Source organism: Ureibacillus acetophenoni, assembly GCF_900220965.1.
GTDB classification, from domain to species: domain Bacteria; phylum Bacillota; class Bacilli; order Bacillales_A; family Planococcaceae; genus Ureibacillus; species Ureibacillus acetophenoni.
Genome location: NZ_OBQC01000020.1, coordinates 1 through 18,310 on the forward strand (window position 1 = coordinate 1; position 18,310 = coordinate 18,310).

Here is an 18,310-nt window from a genome sequence, read left to right on the forward strand (position 1 = left end):
ACCACATCCTATAGGAAATCCAATAGATCCTCCAGTTGTCCGGATCAACTGGAAATTCTATTAGAAAGAGCTCTTACTACTAATATACGAGGGGGATTATACATGACATTTACATCTAAAAGAGATCTGTTTTTTGGAATCATCTTTTTTGGTTTGATTGTTTTATTTGCCTGGGGTATCTATGAATCATCCCAAGAACCTCAAAATATTTTCGGAATAATAATTATGAGTATTATGATTTTATTATTAAGTTATATCTGGGTCTTTACGAGTTACAAAATTGAGGAAGATATATTAAAAATAACGTTTGGACCATTTAAAAAGTCAATTGACATTAAAGAAATTACAACCATTCGATATACTAAAAACCCTTTTGTAGCACCTGCTTTATCAATCAATCGACTTGAAATCAATTATGGAAAATACGAAACGATTTCAGTTTCTCCTAGTAATCCCAAGCAATTTCTGATCGGTTTACAAAAGATTAATTCTCATATTCAGATGAAGACCAACTAGATGATAGGTGGTGATAGAAGGGCTTGTGATGACTAATTTCATTAAAATTTAAAGACTGAACCAATTTGAGTTGAATGCTCGAAATGGTTCAGTTTTTTATTTTTTTAATATAGTAAAATTTATAATGTAATTTCCAAAAAAATTATATAAAACTCATATATTTCCAATAATATGAACGAAATAAAAACTTTCAAAACAAATGTATACAAATACATTATTATTGTGCTATTATTTGAAAACAGAATTTAAATAATATTTTAACAATTAAAAAAGAGAGAGGGTAACAATATGGCACAAATGGTAGCAATAGTAATATTACTATTTATTTTATACATTGGAGATTTTGTTTCGATACGTACAAAAGCTTGGATACCGTCTATATTCGTAAGTGCAGTATTGTTCTTAATTGGGTATTGGACATTCTTCCCACAAGATATTGTCGCAGTTGCAGGTATTCCGAATACGGTTGCTACATTATTAATCTATCTATTAATCGTAAATATGGGAACGCTTCTTTCCGTTAAAGAATTAATTGCACAATGGAAAACAGTTGTAATCTCATTATCTGGAATTTTAGGAATCATTGTTGTGTTACTAGGAATTGCTTCATTAATTTTTGATATGAACACTGTAATCGTTGCAATTCCGCCATTAGTTGGAGGAATTGTATCAGCATTAATCATGTCAGAGGGAGCTACTCAGGCAGGACTTACTTCATTAGCTGTATTTGCTGTCGTTATTTATGTAATGCAGGGGTTTGCTGGATATCCATTAACTTCTATCGTATTGAAAAAAGAAGGAAAGAAACTTTTACAACAATATAGAAATGGCGAGTTAGTAATAAACACGGATGATCAGAAAGTAGAAGAAACAGAAGAGAAGAAACAGGGCTTGAAAATCTTCCAAGTTCCTGAAAAGTACAATACAGAATACTTTAAATTCTTTAAGATTGCATTAGTTGGTTGTTTAGCGTATCTAACATCTACGTTCTTGGCTCCAGTGGTTGAAATTAATGGAGCTGTTCTGGCCTTAGTATTTGGTGTTATTGCAAAAAGTATCGGTTTCTTAGAAACACATGCATTACAAAAAGCAAACGGATTTGGTTTTGCCATCATGGGCTTAATGTTATTTGTATTTGATGCATTAAAGAGTGCAACGCCAAGTATGCTGTTTGATCTATTAACACCATTAGTAGTTTGTATTGCCTTAGGTGTTATCGGTATGTACATTTTCTCATTCATCGCTGGTAAATTACTAAAAGTAAGTAAAAACCTAGCGTTTGCTGTATCTTTAACTGCCTTATACGGATTCCCAGCGGACTTTGTTATTACAAACGAGGTCATTAAATCCTTAACAACTGATGAAAAAGAACGAAAAGCATTAACGAGCGTAATGTTACCACCAATGCTAGTTGGAGGATTTGTTTCCGTAACGATGGTATCGGTAATTTTAGCAGGAATTTTTGTAACATTCCTTAAATAAATTTACTGGAACGAAATTACATTATCGGAGATTGATATGATAAGACAAGTATACTTAATGAAGTTAAGAAATTAGTGGAGGTTGCGTCAAATGATTAATAAAACCATAAAAGAAGGTATTCAAAAATATAGCGATGAATTAACAGCCATTCGCCGAAAATTACACAGTGAACCTGAATTATCATGGGAAGAATACGAAACTACTAATTTTGTTTCAGCGTATTTAACTGAACTAGGAATAAAACATCGAAAAACGGAACCTACAGGCGTCATTGCTGAAATTAAAGGTGGAAAACCTGGAGAAACAGTAGCACTACGGGCGGATATGGACGCACTACCAGTTGAAGAGTTAAACACAGACCTTCCATATGCTTCAAAAGAAAAAGGGAAAATGCACGCATGTGGCCATGATACTCATACGGCAATGTTACTTATTGCAGCAAAAGTATTGAATGAAAATAGTGAAGATTTACCTGGGAATGTGCGTCTAATATTCCAACCTGCTGAAGAAGCAGCAGCGGGTGCAAAAGAAATGGTTAAACAAGGTGCCGTTGAAGGTGTAGACAATGTATTCGGTATTCATATTTGGTCACAAATGCCAACAAGCAAAGTGTCATGTAATCCAGGTCCATCTTTTGCATCTGCTGATATTTTTAAAGTAACGTTTAAAGGGCGCGGTGGTCACGGGGCTATGCCTCAAGATACGATAGATGCAGCTGTAATTGCTTCTTCATTCGTCATGAATGTACAATCAGTTGTATCAAGAACGATTGATCCACAGCAACCAGCAGTCGTAACAGTTGGAAAAATGGAAGTCGGGACACGATTTAATGTAATCGCAGAAAATGCAGTGATTGAAGGAACTGTTCGTTGCTTTGACGCAGCTACGCGTGACCATATTGAAAAACAGCTACAAGTGTATGCGGAAAATACAGCGAACATTTACGGTGGAACAGCAAAAGTTGAATATATCCGTGGTACGCAACCAGTCATTAATGGTAAAGAAAGCGCGGAGTTAGTTCAGCAAGTAGCAGCAGAGGCCTTTGGTGAAGATGCATTGTATTACGAAAAACCAACTATGGGTGGGGAAGATTTCAGCTTCTTTTTAGATGAAGTACCAGGTAGCTTTGCATTAGTTGGCTCAGGTAATCCAGAAAAAGACACGGAATGGGCTCACCACCACGGTAAATTCAATGTAGACGAAGACGCACTCGTAACAGGTGCAGAACTATATGCACAATATGCATGGGCATATTTGAATAAGTAATTTTTGACGAAAAGATCAGCCATTATTGGTTGGTCTTTTCTTTTTGAATTTTTCTTGAATTTTTAAATCACTAGCAGAATGAGGACTATAATGCTTACTTTCGTACCTGAAAGTGGTCTTGATGAAGGTGATGAGGACCAAAACGCTGTAAAAATGCATGGAAATGGTCCTAATAAAGGTGATGGATGACCAATTAAGACAAATAGGAAAACTTGGTACAAATATGCTAATATATCCAAAAGTAGTAAAGTGATTTGTTAACCTCAATAGATATTTAACGTCTAAATAAAAGAATCAATGCAACAGAACTAGTTCATAAAGTAAATTATTCAAATAAATACGTTTTTAAAGGAGCGAGCGAGAGGAAATGAAAATTGTATCAACTAATAACTTACATAAGGAAACAATAATCAATTTCTTCACTCAACATTGGGGGAGTCCACAAATGGTTGTTTCAAGTGGGATTTATGATTGTTCCACTTTAAATGGTTTTGCCGTTGTAAACGGTGAGAGCAAAATCATTGGATTAGTAACCTATATAATAGAAGAAAATGAGTGCGAAATCATTTCTCTAGATAGTATTGAAGAAGGAAAGGGGATTGGTTCAGCTCTAATTAAAGAAGTTGAACAGTTGGCAGTCAAAAATAATTGTAAACTTGTCAAACTGATTACTACAAATGATAATTTGCTAGCACTCAAATTCTATCAAAAAAGAGGATATGTACTTTCAAATATTTACTTTAATGCCGTTGAAAAGGCACGAGCGATTAAACCTGAAATTCCTCTCATAGGTAATGATGGAATTCCAATTCGAGATGAAATAGAATTGAGTAAAATATTTATTGATTAAAAAGCTTCAATATAATGGAATCCATTAAATTAAGGCTTAAAGATTTTCATTAAAAAATAAAGTAGGTCATTACTTGGATTTTTTCACATCACAATTACTTTTAATTGCATTTTTCATTCTAATTATCCATTCTATCGAAACATTAGCATATTCTGTACGCTTGTCAGGGGCTAGAGTAAAATTATTAGCATCGGCCCTATCGCTTTTTAATGTTATGGTCATGGTTTCACGATTAGCGAATATGATGCAACAGCCCTTTACAGGGAGCTTAATCGATAATGCTCCAAAAGAAAACGCGTTAGATTTCGTAGAAGGGCAATATCGAATTCTAATCGGTTCTGCCACATTAGGAACGATCATTGGAGTACTATTGTTACCAACCTTTATAGCAATCTTTTCAAGGACAATCGTTCATTTAGCGGACGAACGAGGATCCGTCCCTAGGTTATTGAAAAAAGGATTTTCATTAGCATATTTTAAACGTGCAATGAAACATCTACACTTACCTAGAATTTCTTATTTAAAAGATATGAACTGGAGAGAAATTCCCGTTAAATTATTTATCATCAACATGTTAATTACGGCTATCTATACGATTGGAGTTTTATCAGCACTTTATGCGGCGTTACTTGTACCTGATCGAGCAACAACTGCTGTCATGGCATCTGGGTTAATAAATGGAATAGCTACCATCTTATTAATCATATTTGTTGATCCGAAGATCTCAATTCTTGCAGACGATGTCATTAACGAAAAAGGAAGTTACATTACATTAAAAAGTGCCTCAATTTTAATGGTAACCTCAAGGTTGTTAGGAACGATTTTGGCTCAAGTATTATTTATTCCTGGTGCACATTATGTTGCTTGGTTTACGCAGTTTATTGTGTAGTATAAAATTAATAGCAACAGGAAGCGATAATCACTGAATTGATTATCGCTTTTTTGCGGTGTGTACAACTAGTTAATCATTGGTGCTACGAATTAACAATAACTAAGATATATAGATAAGTTAGTTAAATAAAAGGGAATCATACCCATTTAATCGAATTAATAATCTAACTATAGTAGGAAGGTGATTACATGAAAGCCCTTTTAGTAATTGATGTTCAAAATGGAATCGTTAACTTTGGTAATTTCAATAAGGAACTAAGTAGAATAGAAAATATTATAAAAGATTTTAAAAAAAGCAATCTTCCTGTCATTTTCATGAGGCATTTTGATGATGATGAAAATAGTTCGTTATATAGGGATTCTGAAGGTTCTGAGCTGCATAGTTCCCTTAAAGAATATGCTGATTATGTAATTGAAAAACAGACGCCTAGTTCCTTCTTCCAAACGGATTTATCGAACATACTAGAAAAGTATGAAGTGGATCATCTGTTCATCACCGGCTTTCAAACGGAATTTTGTTGCATGTTTACGGCCATTACTGCATTTGATAGAGGCTATAAAGTGACGTTTATCGAAGATGCAACAGGTACAGTAAATACGGAAGAAACCTATGAAATGAAAGGTTTAGATATTAGAGATTTTGTAGGGACAGTATTACATTGGTCGAACGTTATAGAAGTATTTGACTATGATGAATATATCGAACACTACAAATATGAGAATGCGCCAATTAAATGATCTGCCTTAGGAGTTGAATACTATGTTCATAGAATTAACATTATCAAATGGAACAAAGACGTTATTTAATACGCGTCATATTGTTCATGTATGGGAGGAAAAAGGACCTGACTACAATTCAGCGATTGAGACAGTACTCGATACGGATGGCAGTTATTTTTTCATAAAAGAATACTACGAAGATATTAAAAAAATGTTATAATTCTACCCTATAAATATTTTTATAGAAAATATTTACAGACAGTCACTCTCGTTGAAAGGAGTTATTAAAAATGAACAAAACATTTAATGCTCTAGTCGTTAATAAACAAGAAGAACAATTTTCAGTCAATGTTGAAGAGTTAACTCTTCGGGACTTACCAGAAGGTGAAGTGTTAATACGGGTTCAGTACTCTGGTGTTAACTATAAAGATAGTCTTGCATCTATTCCTAACGGCAACATCGTAAACACATATCCATTTGTTCCTGGTATTGATTTAGCTGGAGTGGTAGTAGCGTCAGATGATCCTCAATTTAAAGAAGGCGACGAGGTTATTGCAACAAGCTATGAAATAGGAGTTTCCCATTTTGGAGGATATAGTGAATATGCAAGAATACCTGCCAAATGGATCGTTCCACTACCTAAAGGTCTTACATTAAAAGAAGCGATGGTCATTGGAACAGCTGGTTTTACTGCTGCGTTATCAGTTCAACGATTAGAGGAAAATAATATTTCACCTGATAAGGGAAAAGTACTTGTGACTGGGGCAACAGGGGGCGTTGGTAGTTTTGCTGTTTCAATCTTATCCACTCTTGGTTACGAAGTAGAAGCAAGTACAGGAAAAGAATCTGAGCATGCGTATTTAACAAACCTAGGTGCAACGTCCATTGTTTCACGAGACGAAGTTTATGATGGGAAAATCCGTGCATTAGGTAAGCAAAAATGGTCAGCTGCTGTAGATCCAGTAGGTGGTGAACAGCTTGCATCATTATTGAGTCAAATTCAATATGGAGGTTCAGTAGCAGTAAGTGGTTTAACCGGGGGCACAAAACTCCCTGCGACGGTATTTCCATTTATATTACGTGGAGTTAACTTACTAGGTATTGATTCTGTGTATTGTGATATGGAAACAAGATTAAAAGTTTGGAATCGTTTAGCTACAGATTTTAAACCAGCGAACATGGAACAATTCATTCAACAAGAAGTATCACTAAAAGAACTTCCAGATGTGCTGCCAATCTTACTTGAAGGACAGGCTAGAGGTAGAATTATAGTAAAATTGTAATTACTAAAGTGGCGAGAAATAATCTCGTCACTTTTTGTTGTTTTAAATCATTAATGGTACACTGTATCTATAGAAATAGATTTAAATTGTTATTAATCTTACATAGATATTATATCCTTTGGAGGAAAGTTATGGGAATACAACAATGTCAGGGATGTAACAAAAAATTGGATTGGTTTTCTATTGTCAAATCGATCTGGCTTGGCTATAAACCAATAAAATGCAGTGGATGCGGAAAACAATACGTTATTGATTTTAAAACAAGATACAAAACAACCTTTTCTATGATTATTCCATTATTTTTATTTGGGATCATTTTAAGAAATACAATGACACTTTCAACAGGTTTTATGATTGGGGCTTTGTTCTTGTTTGGAAGTCTTATAACTTTTATTCTTCCATTTTTCATCAGATACAGTCTTGATCCATTAAAAAAACAGTAATTAATGGTAGTTTAAGTTTTACATAATAATAGTAGAAATTATGTTAAGTCCCTTGCATTTTGCGGGGATTTCTTTTTTGGAGAAAGTGCTTTACAACTGCTGTCATATCAATTATTGTTGAAAAGTCGTCTATATATTAATTGATAGTATTGGAACAATTGTTAATAATGTAGAGTGTTGACCGTTTGTAATTCAAATTATTTGACATAATATTCAACTTGAATTCACACAATTTAAAGATAGAATTAGAGATAGCTAAATAGAAAAATGAATGTTATTATAAAATAATGTTTCATTGATTAATCTAATATTGGAGGTAGAAACAGCCGTGAAAAAGGTAGGATTCTATATAGCAAGCTTTTTACTACTATTAGTTTTATCAGCTTGTGGAACAAAGGATTTAGACAAAGCAGAAGTATTGGCTAAATCAATCGAAGAAAGTACAGCACTTAAAAGCTATTCAATTGATATGAACTTAGATATTGATACGGATGGTATGGAGCAAAAAATGGATATTACTGGTGATATTACACATAATCCAGATGCAATGTACCTGAACATGAAAATGGAAGCGCTTGGTATGGACATCGTTTCTGAAATGTACATGACTAAAGATGCTGCATATATGAGTATGTTTGGTGAATGGATCAAAATGGATACAGAAGAGTTAGGAATCTCAAGTTTTGATCAGTTAAATGAAGAGAGTATGGAAAAGTTAAATCAATTTACAGAACAAATTGAAATGAAAGAAGAAGAAGGAAAGTATATTCTTACATTATCAGGTAATGATGAAACATATAAAACGTTAATTGAAGATTATGTTTCATCTTCAATGGGTTCTGATTTAGCATCTAGTCCAGAAATGGAAGAATTATTAAATTCTATTAACATTAATAAAATAGACTTAGAGTATCATGTTGATAAAGAAACATTCATTCAAACAACACAAGTATTCAATATCGATCTAGAAATGGAAATGGATGATATTAAAATCCCTCTTAAAATGAAGGGCGAAGCAACAATCTCTAATATTAATGGAGTAGACCCAATCGAAGTACCTCAAGAAGCAATTGATAATGCAATCACTGAAGATGAGATGTACTCTGTAAGTGAAAGTATGAATGTTGACGAGATTCAAGAATTATCAAGCTATCAAGTTGTAGAACCAACTCATCTTCCAGAAGGGTATGTTTACACAGAAGGATACTACGATGAAACTATGGAAATGGTTATGCTAAGCTATGATAAAGACCCAAATAACTGGATTATGGTATCAAGTAATCCAGTAGAATACTTAAGTCTTCAAGATATGGATGGTGACGATATCACTGTTCGTGGTACAAATGGTGTAATTTTTGAAATGGAAGACTATGTAAGCATTAGCTGGGAAGAAAATGGACTTTTATACGAAGCAGCATCATCTAGTAATGAATTAACTTTAGAGCAAGTTCTAGAAGTGGTAGAAAGTATTCAATAGAAGTTTATAACTAATAAAAAGCCCTTATCCGATAAACCTAAGCAAGGTTCGAATGGATAGGGACTTTTTTATTAAACAAACCGTATAAATCTACAAAAGGCTCATTTATCTCGTCATATTTTGTCGAATTTTATAATAAATTAATGATAGGGCTAACACAGTGATTTTTCATTAAGATCCCCGGGTAATAAACTGTAATTTCTCCTGAGTTCCTCAATTTGATTTTTACTGCAGTTCGTTTCTTTTGCAAAAGCAACGAAGTACCAATCCCACTTTCACCACCGGTCAGAGCTACTTTACCTTTCACTTCCATGATCGGTGATGGTCCCATAAGAGTTTCTACCCCGGATTAGCGATATTTACGTTGCTCTGGCACTGTAAGAGCAACTACTTCATACTAAGTTAATTTCCCATAGTTCGAGTACATAGGATATTATCGCTGTTTTACTCTCGTGCTTATTTGTCATGGTGGATGTTAAACCTCTATAAAATCCAAAATTCTGTTTACTGATGTCACACACTTCTAAGTTAAACAATATATTAGAGAATGCGGTAAAGGGGCTATTAAACAATCTATGAGAAATTTCGGTTGTATCTGAGTTGGTTCTTTTTTATCTAAAGGTGGGTACAATGGACGATGCTTTTTAAATTCACAAATCGAAATATGATGTTTCATGTAGAAACATCGAATAAATGTGTGAATTATGAAAATTTTTGTTGTCTATGTATACCTTAACATGCTACGCTTTAATTGAAAAAAGTGATAAATATCCTATGAAAATAAAAACAGAATAGGAATATGGAAGTGAAGGGGTTACGCCAGTGAGTTGGTTGAAAGAGCAAGTGAACATAAAATGGATGATCATTATTGTTATTATTGGTCTTCTGTTCTTTTTTAAAAATGCATTAAACTTTTTATTACTAACATTTATCTTTACATATTTGGCATATACGGCATTCGTTAAAATACTACATATTTTACCTCAATCGTTAAAACGACCAAAACTATTAGTCGTATTTATGTATAGTATTATTCTGTTTATCGTTGTATTAACAGGTTACCTTTACCTTCCTGCAGCAACACAACAATTAACAGCGGTAATTGTTCAAAGCTCATCTATTAATATTGAACAAATTAAAGGCCTCATTCCAGAAAAAATCTATGAATATATTCAAAATTTAGATATGGACGGCATTTTAAAGAATTTTGCTGATACACTAATTGCTAAAATTGCTGATGTAGGAACATTTTTATTAGAAGCATTTGTAGCAATATTATTAAGCTTTTTCTTTATATTAGAAATCGATAAAATAAAAACATTTTGCCGATCTTTTAAAACAAATAAAACAGAAAAAATATACAATCAAATAGTTCACTTTGGAAATAGTTTCTTAAATACATTTGGTTTAGCTATTAAAGTTCAAATTCAAATATCCACTGTAAACACGATTCTATCCGTTATAGGTTTGTTTATATTAGGTTTTTCTAACATTTTAGGGTTAGCAATAATGATTTTCTTCTTAGGGTTAATGCCAGTTATCGGAGTTGCAATATCCTTAATACCACTATCAATCATTGCCTTTCAAATAGGTGGAGTCATATATATTCTCTATGTATTCATTATGATTATGGTCATTCATGCAATTGAAGCCTATTTCTTAAATCCAAAGCTATATTCAATTACAATGAAAATACCAATCTTCTTTACGTTTATGGTATTAATGGTTGGTGAATTATTATTTGGTGCATGGGGATTAATTATTGGTATTCCACTATTTGTGTTTATTGTCGAAGTAATTAAAGGATCATCCGATTTAAAAAGGGGATTATTGAAAAAATAAAAGTAAGCCATTTTGAGCAATGAAGTTCAAAATGGCTTATTCTTTTTAGCCTATAAGTTTACTTTTTTCGCACCAAGATAACGAGCTTTCCAATAAGGATTGTTCATATCAGTAATTGTTACACCAGTTGAAGAACCGGCATGGATAAATTTGTTATCTCCAATATAAATACCAGCGTGACTTGGACCTGAATGACTCGTTGCATGGAATACAAGATCCCCAGGTTGAGGTGTTGAAACTGGTGTTGTCGCATCATAAATTGTTTCTACTGTTCTAGGAATTGATACTCCGACTTTTCCAAAGACGTAGTGTAAAAATCCAGAACAATCAAAGCCACTTGGACTAGTTCCACCCCAAACATAAGGTACACCAAGATGCTTTTTTCCTTCAGCGATTAATGCATCAACATTTAATGTTTTATTAACTTTTTGTGCAGGTGCAGTTGAACCTTCTGATGATAATTTTAAGACTTGTCCAACTATAATTTCATCAGTAGTAAGACCATTGATCGATTTTAATTGTTGGACAGATAAACCGTGTTTAGAGGCAATTAGCCATAATGTATCTCCTGATTTAACAGTATATGTTTTAGATGTAGCTTCGCTTGGTACTTTTAATATTTGACCTATGTAAATAACGTCAGAAGTTAATTGATTCATAGATTTTAAGTTGGAAACAGTCGTATTATGATTAGTAGCAATTATATAAAGACTATCTCCCGATTTAACTGTATATGAATCATATGTATTATGTGAATGCGGTGCAATCAATGACAGTTCTTGTCCCACATAAATCGTATTTGATTTTAAATTATTCCAATATATTAAGTCTTGTACAGTGACATTGTTTTCAGTCGCAATTTTCCAAAGTGTGTCACCTGCTTGTACTTTGTGATTGAGCTCATGTGCAGATGCAGGTGTATAAAATGCAGTTGAAAATAGTATTCCTACGGTTGCAGTTGCTGTAATTAAATGTTTTTTCATGATGATTACTCCCTAGATGTTATTGTCAATATAAGTCGTATCTTTCTGACAACTCTACTCTAACATGGATAAAACATGATAAAAACACTTAAATATTGGTAACAAAACAAGTATTTACTCATTTACTTTTAATAGAAATTAAAGGGAAAAATTATAAAAAGTGAAATAAATTATTAAAAAGAATAAGGACGTGACCTAATGTATAGTCTTCACGACAATGAAATTATATCTTACGAAGTTAATTTAAAAAAAGAAGAAATTATTATGCATACCGTCTCTCATTGGGAAGGAGCACCGGATGTTACTGTTAAATTTTCGGGTGTGCTTGCACACTGGTTTGAACATATTCTTCGAGGTAGTATTATTCTAGATTTAGAAAGAAGGGAATTAGACGAATTTTTAAACTATAACAAGGAATTGTTACAGAAAAATAAAAATTATTGGTGGCCTGTAGATTATAAGGATCTAGAAGACTTAAAAAATATACTAATTAATGGACAGTACTCTTATTATGTCATATCTGCATCTTTAGGATTAAATGGTTGGATATTAGCTAAAAAGATAGAATTTAATGACGGAAGGTAAGTTCCGTCATTAAATTCTATTGAATTAATCTTTAAGTATATAGTTTTTGTCAATTTTAAAACATTCTAATGTTGGATTTGATAAAAATGAATCAATAATTTCCTTTGACCCACTTAGAATGGAATAAGTTAAATTAAAATCAGAATAGATACACCATGTTTTACTTGCATTCCACCAGTAAGTAGGGGATCCATGTGGTCTTTTCGTAAGTTTCAGTACATCTATTAAACTCCCACTATATAAATATTCTTTAGCATGACGGTCCATATTTACGATTTTTAGAAATCATATTGAAAATAGCATGTGTCTTCCTTTGTAAAGGGGTGGAGGACGGCCACAATTCTTTCAACTTCTTCTAGTTCTATATATCCTTCATCTGCAAAAAGGATGTATCTTGGAACGGAACCTACTTTTCGACGGATATCACCTGAGGTAATTTCATTTGTATAAGGAATGTTATAATTTTTTGCTAAATCCTTAAACCACAATCGATCGCCTGGTTTGAATTCATCATCATCTGGTGCATCTTCCCACAAAAGGTTTTCATCCTTTACGTTATGATCACGATAGATCGGGTGCAAAATTTTGCAAAAGTGATTAAATCTCTTTGGAATAAAATGTCGCACATAGGGAAGTCCTTCGTAGTTCATTGTTTTTTTATTAAAAACCATTTGCTCAGTTTCCTTTTGAATCCATTCAAAAGCTGTCAAAGTGTTTAGTCTAATTATCAAATCAATTTACCCCCAATACAAAATGTTCCTCACACACTTTTCGATATTTAATTAATTCCCCTGTTTTTATAAAATCCCTTTATCTAAATCCTCGAAGAAGGATTTACACATTTTCAATAGAACTTATTACAATGGAAAAACAGTAAGGAGACAATAAATGCAAAAACTAGATAATTTCGAAGAATATAATAATCCTAGATTATATGATGAAGAAAATAATGCCTATACAGCTGATATTCAATATCTCTTGAAATTAGCTCCAACTATTGAAGGGGTTATTATTGATTTAGCTTGCGGAACAGGAAGAGCCACGATTCCATTAGCAAGTAATGGTCATCGTGTAATGGGTGTCGATATTCATAGCGGTATGTTAAATGAGGCACGGAAAAAAGCATCAAAACTAAATTTAGAGGTTGATTGGGTTGAGCAAGACTGTACGAATTTAAATTTAAATGTAAAGAGTAACTTTATTTACATGGTTGGTAACTCGTTTCAACATTTTCTAACTAATGCCGAACAAGATCGAGTATTAACATCTGTGTGCAACCACCTAAATGATGATGGACTATTTGTTTTTGGAACAAGGTTTCCAAGTGCAGATGAATTGTTTGATTCAAATGAAGAGGAATATTGGAGATCATATACGGATAGTGAAACTCAAAATACAGTGGATATGTATATGGTTAGTAAGTATGACGCCTTAACACAAATTCAAGACAACTTAACAATAAGGAAGTTTAAAAATACCGAAGGTGAAATTATAGACGCAGTTCACACAACTATTCGTTTAAGGTTTGTATTTCCTAAAGAGATGGAGCGAACTTTAGCGGCAAATGGCTTCGAAATTATTCATGTATATGAGGATTGGGATGAAACACTTATAACGAGCAGTGCAAGTCAGATGATTTATGTTTGTAAGAAAATTAAAATTATTAAATAATATTATTATGTTAACTAGTTTAAGGAACCCAAACTACAAAAGGGGAACATGACATAAGAAGTTGAATTAATGAATTAGGGGGAAACTAGATGAAACCTAGCGTGTTAATCACTAGAAAACTTTCGGATTCAATACTAAATAGAATAAGAGAATCCTGTGAAGTAATTGTTTGGGAAAACGAAGATACTCCTATACCGCGAAAGCTGCTTGAGAGCAAAATACCAGAAGTGGATGGTTTGCTCTGCTTAATCACTGAGTCCATTGATAAGGAATTACTTGATAAAGCGAAGAATTTAAAAATTATTAGTAATATGGCTGTAGGGTATAACAATATTGATGTCGAAGCTGCAACTGATAAAGGAATTATGGTAACAAATACTCCTGATGTTCTTACAGAAACTACTGCTGATTTAACTTTTGCCTTATTAATGGCAACTGCGCGTAGATTAGTAGAAGCATCTGATTACTTAAGAGATGGTAAATGGCAAACGTGGTCTCCAATGTTATTAACTGGACAAGATGTTTACGGCGCGACAATTGGTATTATTGGTATGGGAAGAATCGGTGAAGCAGTTGCGAAAAGAGCAAAAGGGTTCAACATGAACATTCTATATCACAATCGAAACCGAAAGTCAGATGTGGAACAAGAACTTGAAGCTCATTTTGTAGATTTTAATACACTGTTGCAACAATCAGATTTTGTTGTCGTAATGACACCTTATTCGGCTGAAACTAGAAATTTAATTACAGCTGAGCATTTTAAATTAATGAAGAAAAACGCAATTCTTATTAATAGTGCTAGAGGTGGAATTGTGAATGAAAATGATCTATATGAAGCTCTTGTAAATAATGAAATTTGGGCGGCGGGATTAGATGTATTTGAAGAAGAGCCTGTGCCTACTGATCATCCATTATTAACTTTAAATAACGTTGTTACCCTTCCTCATATCGGCAGTGCTAGTTATAACACACGGATGAAAATGGCGGATCTTGCTGCAACGAATTTGTTAATGGGGGTAAATGGTGAAAAACCTCTAAATTTGGTTAATTCATCCGTAAGGGAAAAATATTGAAAAGAGAATTAGACAAACCTTTCTCTGAATTGTAAAAGCCGAAAGCATTACAGATAAGATGCGATCGGCTTAGTTTTTATTAAATGATAAAAATATTTATACTGTGTGGTATTTCGGTCTACCTTTGGTCGCAGAATTTCATTCATCGAATTAATAAGAGGAGAAATTCCCCCTATTTAGTAAAAAGTCCGAAAAATAGCTTAAATAGAAGGAGAAATTACCCTTATTTGTTTAAAAGAAGAGAAAATGAGGTGATTTTCTTAAAATAAGGGGAAAATCTACTCTTATATTCCCTAAAAATGTCCTGATTCTATAAATAACGGTAAATTCTCCCGTTATTTTTCTAACACACATTCCTCAAATTCAATCCACTCCCAGCTTCAAACATTGTGCATTTTTAATTGCTCTTACGATATCCATCGAAGCTAGTTTAGTTCCGCATTATTTTTATAATTTTTCCCGCTCGAGTAGTTTAAATGAATTTTTTAAACTATCCAACAAAGTTTTCGGTCGAATTAATTTTATAGATTGTTCTTTCACTAGTTTTAACGTAGCTACAATAAGAAAACTAACTATAACTAATAATAACCATGAACTCACTTTACCTAAATGGACGAGACTCCAAGCCTCCCTTTGATTGGGATATTGCCACGCCCCTAAAAAAGTAGCTATATTTTCAGCTATCCAGATGAAAAAACCTATTAGGACAAATGAAAATACAATCGGCATTCTATAACGAACTTCATTCACTTCGTACGTCACCCAAGACTTCCAAAAAACAATGAGAACAAGTCCACCTAGCCACCACCGAATATCAATCCAAAAATGATGGGTGAAGAAATTCAAATAGATTGCAGCTGAAAGGGGTACAACGATTAAAAATGGAGGCCATTTCACTAGTCCGACATTTAATCTTCTCCATGCTTGGCATAGATAACTCGCTACACTTGCATACATAAACCCACTATACAAAGGCACCCCAAGAATTTTAAAGTATCCTTCTTCCGGGTAAGACCAGGAACCCATATGTACTTTAAATATTTCAAGTGTAAGACCAATAATGTGAAACAGTGAGATTGCCTTTAGTTCATCTCTTGTTTCAAGTCCTGACCGAACCATTAACCACTGCATGAATAAGCAGATAATAAGTAACCAGTCATATCGTGGCAGAAAGGGAAGTGGTATTACTTGTGTTATTGCTAGGGAGGCAAAAATAACAACAGGAAATAAACAAGAAAGTGCTTGTTCCCAACCAAACCGAATAAATTGTTTTATTGCTTTCATAAATTTTGCCTCCGCTTCTTTTAAAAATTTAACCCTAAATCTCTTCATCATTTCGATATTCTAAGATGTCACCAGGTTGACAATCTAATGCCTTACAAATTGCCTCTAATGTTGAAAAGCGAATTGCCTTAGCTTTTCCATTTTTTAAAATAGATAGATTCGCCATTGTAATTCCTACTTTTTCTGAAAGTTCTGTTACACTCATTTTCCTTTTTGCTAACATTACATCAATATTTATAATAATCGCCATTGTAGTTTCACCCCTAGACCGTTAACTCATTTTCAGATTTGATGTTGATCGCTTCTTGTAAAAGTCTTTGAAGTACAGCAGCAAACACTGAAATAACTAATCCACCAAAAACAGGAATCATTCCAACAATGATTAGGCCTGGTGCATCGTCTAGTTCTGCAACTACATAAACAAAAGGCAATACAATGACATACAATGCGCTGAAAGTGATACCACAATATTTAATAAACTTTAGAGCATTAACAGAAATTTGCGAAAAGGCTTCATTCTTATCAATGAAGTTCAATAGTCTAAATGACTGATACAGTGCACCGAAATAAGGTAAAACTGATAAATACATTCCAATAACAATGGGATACAGAATGTGTGCATAATCTGGATTTGCAGGGTTTTTCATTAGATAAAAAACCCCAAATATCCCCAGTGCTAGTACAGGAACCCCCATTATGATTAACGCTAATTTTAAGAAGAGTGTTGTTCCTCTTTTCATTTAAAACACCTCACTAATTTATTGTTCAATTGATATTAACACGGTATTTATCGAATATCAATAAATAATTATCTCATTTCGAATAATTTTTGTTGTATATTTTGATTGCAGATGAAATGCTGTCTTTTTAGAATAGCGTTTTATTACTAGGTAATATGGAATAATATTTTGCTATAATTAACGTGTAAGATGACATATCAGGCGATGGAGGAGTATTACATGACTGAAAGAAAAAGAGTAATAATTGATACTGACACAGCTGGTGATGATACGTTTGCAATATTAACAGCACTACATTTCTTTAATGTTGAAGGAGTAATGATTACAGGTGGGAATGTTCAATTTGACCAACAAGTTGAAAATGCACTTTACACGATTCAAGTTGCTGGGATGAGTGGGAAAGTTCCAGTTTATAAAGGGTATGAAAGTCCAATTATGGGGCTTGGTGAATCTCAACATGTTACAGTTCAAGATGTTCATGGAAGAGACGGAATGGGTGATTCATTTTTTGAAAACGCAATCCAGTTTCCTGAAGACGGACATGCTGTGGATTTTCTAATAAAAACGGTACATGAAAATCCTGGTGAAATTAATATTTTGGCGATTGCTCCATTAACAAATATTGCGATGGCAATTAAAAAAGATCCAACGATTGTTTCAAAAATTCCACATATCTATATAATGGGTGGTACAAACAATGCTTTAGGAAATATTACACCTACTGCTGAATACAATTTTTACGTTGACCCTGAAGCAGCAAAAATAGTACTACATTCTGGTATTCCAATTACAATGGTTGGTTGGGAAATGTGCACACAATATTCAATAATGGATGATCACGATCATGAGGAAATTGAAGCATTAGGTACGAAAGGTGCCAAATTCTTTAAAGACGTGAACAAAGTAGTAATGAAATTTAATAAAACAATACATAAATTAAACGGTACAACACATCCAGATACATTATTAGTCGCTATTGCAGCCAATGAAGAAATTATGACAAAATCAAATGTATATCATGTTGATGTTGAAACAGTAGGTGAACTTACAAGAGGATACAGTTTAGTAGACATTAATGATCGTTTAGGTCGTACAAAAAATGTAAGGGTATGTGAAGAAGTTAACCGTGAAGCATTTAAACAGGCACTTATTGGAGTATTAGGTTCCATTAAATAAGTTTAATTTGGGATTTTGTCAGATCAGG

The 18,310-nt window shown here is 33.2% G+C and carries 21 protein-coding genes; 15 read left to right on the plus strand and 6 right to left on the minus strand.

Annotated features, from left to right (window positions below; all coding sequences use genetic code 11):
* Positions 1-102 precede the first annotated feature (102 nt).
* The 10 genes from CRO45_RS18310 to CRO45_RS18355 all read left to right on the plus strand — a co-directional run bounded on the left by CRO45_RS18310 (position 103) and on the right by CRO45_RS18355 (position 8,928).
* Positions 103-516, plus strand: a complete 414-nt coding sequence (locus CRO45_RS18310) for a PH domain-containing protein (RefSeq protein ID WP_097151081.1) — start codon at positions 103-105, stop codon at positions 514-516.
* 288 nt (positions 517-804) lie between these two features.
* Complete coding sequence (locus CRO45_RS18315; RefSeq protein ID WP_097151082.1) at positions 805-1,998, plus strand: hypothetical protein; 1,194 nt, start codon at positions 805-807, stop codon at positions 1,996-1,998.
* Between the two features lie 90 nt (positions 1,999-2,088).
* A complete protein-coding gene (locus CRO45_RS18320) occupies positions 2,089-3,264 on the plus strand; it encodes an amidohydrolase (protein WP_097151083.1) in 1,176 nt (391 codons plus the stop codon).
* A gap of 367 nt (positions 3,265-3,631) precedes the next feature.
* Positions 3,632-4,114, plus strand: a complete 483-nt coding sequence (locus CRO45_RS18325) for a GNAT family N-acetyltransferase (protein WP_097151084.1) — start codon at positions 3,632-3,634, stop codon at positions 4,112-4,114.
* Positions 4,115-4,187: 73 nt separating this feature from the next.
* Positions 4,188-5,003, plus strand: a complete 816-nt coding sequence (locus CRO45_RS18330; protein ID WP_097151085.1) for a lipid II flippase Amj family protein — start codon at positions 4,188-4,190, stop codon at positions 5,001-5,003.
* A gap of 191 nt (positions 5,004-5,194) precedes the next feature.
* Entirely contained in the window at positions 5,195-5,743 is a 549-nt protein-coding gene (locus CRO45_RS18335; protein ID WP_097151086.1) for an isochorismatase family protein, read from the plus strand.
* A 22-nt stretch (positions 5,744-5,765) separates the two neighbouring features.
* Entirely contained in the window at positions 5,766-5,945 is a 180-nt protein-coding gene (locus CRO45_RS18340) for a hypothetical protein (RefSeq protein ID WP_097151087.1), read from the plus strand.
* Positions 5,946-6,015: 70 nt separating this feature from the next.
* On the plus strand, positions 6,016-7,008 hold the full coding sequence (locus CRO45_RS18345) for an NADPH:quinone oxidoreductase family protein (protein ID WP_097151088.1): 993 nt from the start codon (positions 6,016-6,018) through the stop codon (positions 7,006-7,008).
* 131 nt (positions 7,009-7,139) lie between these two features.
* Positions 7,140-7,451 carry a TIGR04104 family putative zinc finger protein gene (locus tag CRO45_RS18350; protein ID WP_170949555.1) on the plus strand — a complete coding sequence of 104 codons (312 nt, stop codon included), beginning with the start codon at positions 7,140-7,142 and terminating at the stop codon, positions 7,449-7,451.
* A gap of 328 nt (positions 7,452-7,779) precedes the next feature.
* Positions 7,780-8,928, plus strand: a complete 1,149-nt coding sequence (locus CRO45_RS18355; protein ID WP_097151090.1) for a DUF4367 domain-containing protein — start codon at positions 7,780-7,782, stop codon at positions 8,926-8,928.
* 130 nt (positions 8,929-9,058) lie between these two features.
* Here CRO45_RS18355 and CRO45_RS18360 read toward each other — a convergent pair whose 3' ends face one another.
* Positions 9,059-9,259, minus strand: a complete 201-nt coding sequence (locus tag CRO45_RS18360; RefSeq protein ID WP_097151091.1) for a hypothetical protein — start codon at positions 9,257-9,259, stop codon at positions 9,059-9,061.
* A gap of 491 nt (positions 9,260-9,750) precedes the next feature.
* Between CRO45_RS18360 and CRO45_RS18365 the strand changes: the two genes are divergently transcribed.
* Positions 9,751-10,770: an AI-2E family transporter gene (locus CRO45_RS18365; RefSeq protein WP_097151092.1), complete on the plus strand. Its 1,020-nt coding sequence runs from the start codon at positions 9,751-9,753 to the stop codon at positions 10,768-10,770.
* A 50-nt stretch (positions 10,771-10,820) separates the two neighbouring features.
* Here the strand turns inward: CRO45_RS18365 and CRO45_RS18370 are convergent, their stop codons facing one another.
* On the minus strand, positions 10,821-11,753 hold the full coding sequence (locus CRO45_RS18370) for a C40 family peptidase (RefSeq protein WP_097151093.1): 933 nt from the start codon (positions 11,751-11,753) through the stop codon (positions 10,821-10,823).
* A gap of 198 nt (positions 11,754-11,951) precedes the next feature.
* Between CRO45_RS18370 and CRO45_RS18375 the strand changes: the two genes are divergently transcribed.
* Positions 11,952-12,338: a hypothetical protein gene (locus tag CRO45_RS18375; RefSeq protein WP_097151094.1), complete on the plus strand. Its 387-nt coding sequence runs from the start codon at positions 11,952-11,954 to the stop codon at positions 12,336-12,338.
* A gap of 278 nt (positions 12,339-12,616) precedes the next feature.
* Here the strand turns inward: CRO45_RS18375 and CRO45_RS18380 are convergent, their stop codons facing one another.
* On the minus strand, positions 12,617-13,069 hold the full coding sequence (locus CRO45_RS18380; protein WP_097151095.1) for a hypothetical protein: 453 nt from the start codon (positions 13,067-13,069) through the stop codon (positions 12,617-12,619).
* A 157-nt stretch (positions 13,070-13,226) separates the two neighbouring features.
* Here CRO45_RS18380 and CRO45_RS18385 point away from each other — a divergent pair, with 157 nt between their 5' ends.
* Both CRO45_RS18385 and CRO45_RS18390 read left to right on the plus strand, forming a co-directional pair.
* Positions 13,227-14,009, plus strand: a complete 783-nt coding sequence (locus tag CRO45_RS18385; RefSeq protein ID WP_097151096.1) for a class I SAM-dependent methyltransferase — start codon at positions 13,227-13,229, stop codon at positions 14,007-14,009.
* 89 nt (positions 14,010-14,098) lie between these two features.
* Positions 14,099-15,082: a 2-hydroxyacid dehydrogenase gene (locus CRO45_RS18390; RefSeq protein WP_097151097.1), complete on the plus strand. Its 984-nt coding sequence runs from the start codon at positions 14,099-14,101 to the stop codon at positions 15,080-15,082.
* A 447-nt stretch (positions 15,083-15,529) separates the two neighbouring features.
* Here CRO45_RS18390 and CRO45_RS18395 read toward each other — a convergent pair whose 3' ends face one another.
* Genes CRO45_RS18395 through CRO45_RS18405 form a run of 3 tightly spaced genes read right to left on the minus strand, consistent with a single transcriptional unit; the run spans position 15,530 to position 17,106 of the window.
* Positions 15,530-16,366 carry a DUF817 domain-containing protein gene (locus tag CRO45_RS18395; protein WP_097151098.1) on the minus strand — a complete coding sequence of 279 codons (837 nt, stop codon included), beginning with the start codon at positions 16,364-16,366 and terminating at the stop codon, positions 15,530-15,532.
* Between the two features lie 34 nt (positions 16,367-16,400).
* A complete protein-coding gene (locus CRO45_RS18400; protein ID WP_097151099.1) occupies positions 16,401-16,616 on the minus strand; it encodes a helix-turn-helix domain-containing protein in 216 nt (71 codons plus the stop codon).
* A 13-nt stretch (positions 16,617-16,629) separates the two neighbouring features.
* Positions 16,630-17,106: a DUF2975 domain-containing protein gene (locus CRO45_RS18405; RefSeq protein WP_097151100.1), complete on the minus strand. Its 477-nt coding sequence runs from the start codon at positions 17,104-17,106 to the stop codon at positions 16,630-16,632.
* A gap of 219 nt (positions 17,107-17,325) precedes the next feature.
* Here CRO45_RS18405 and CRO45_RS18410 point away from each other — a divergent pair, with 219 nt between their 5' ends.
* Positions 17,326-18,282, plus strand: a complete 957-nt coding sequence (locus tag CRO45_RS18410) for a nucleoside hydrolase (protein ID WP_097151101.1) — start codon at positions 17,326-17,328, stop codon at positions 18,280-18,282.
* Positions 18,283-18,310: the final 28 nt, after the last annotated feature.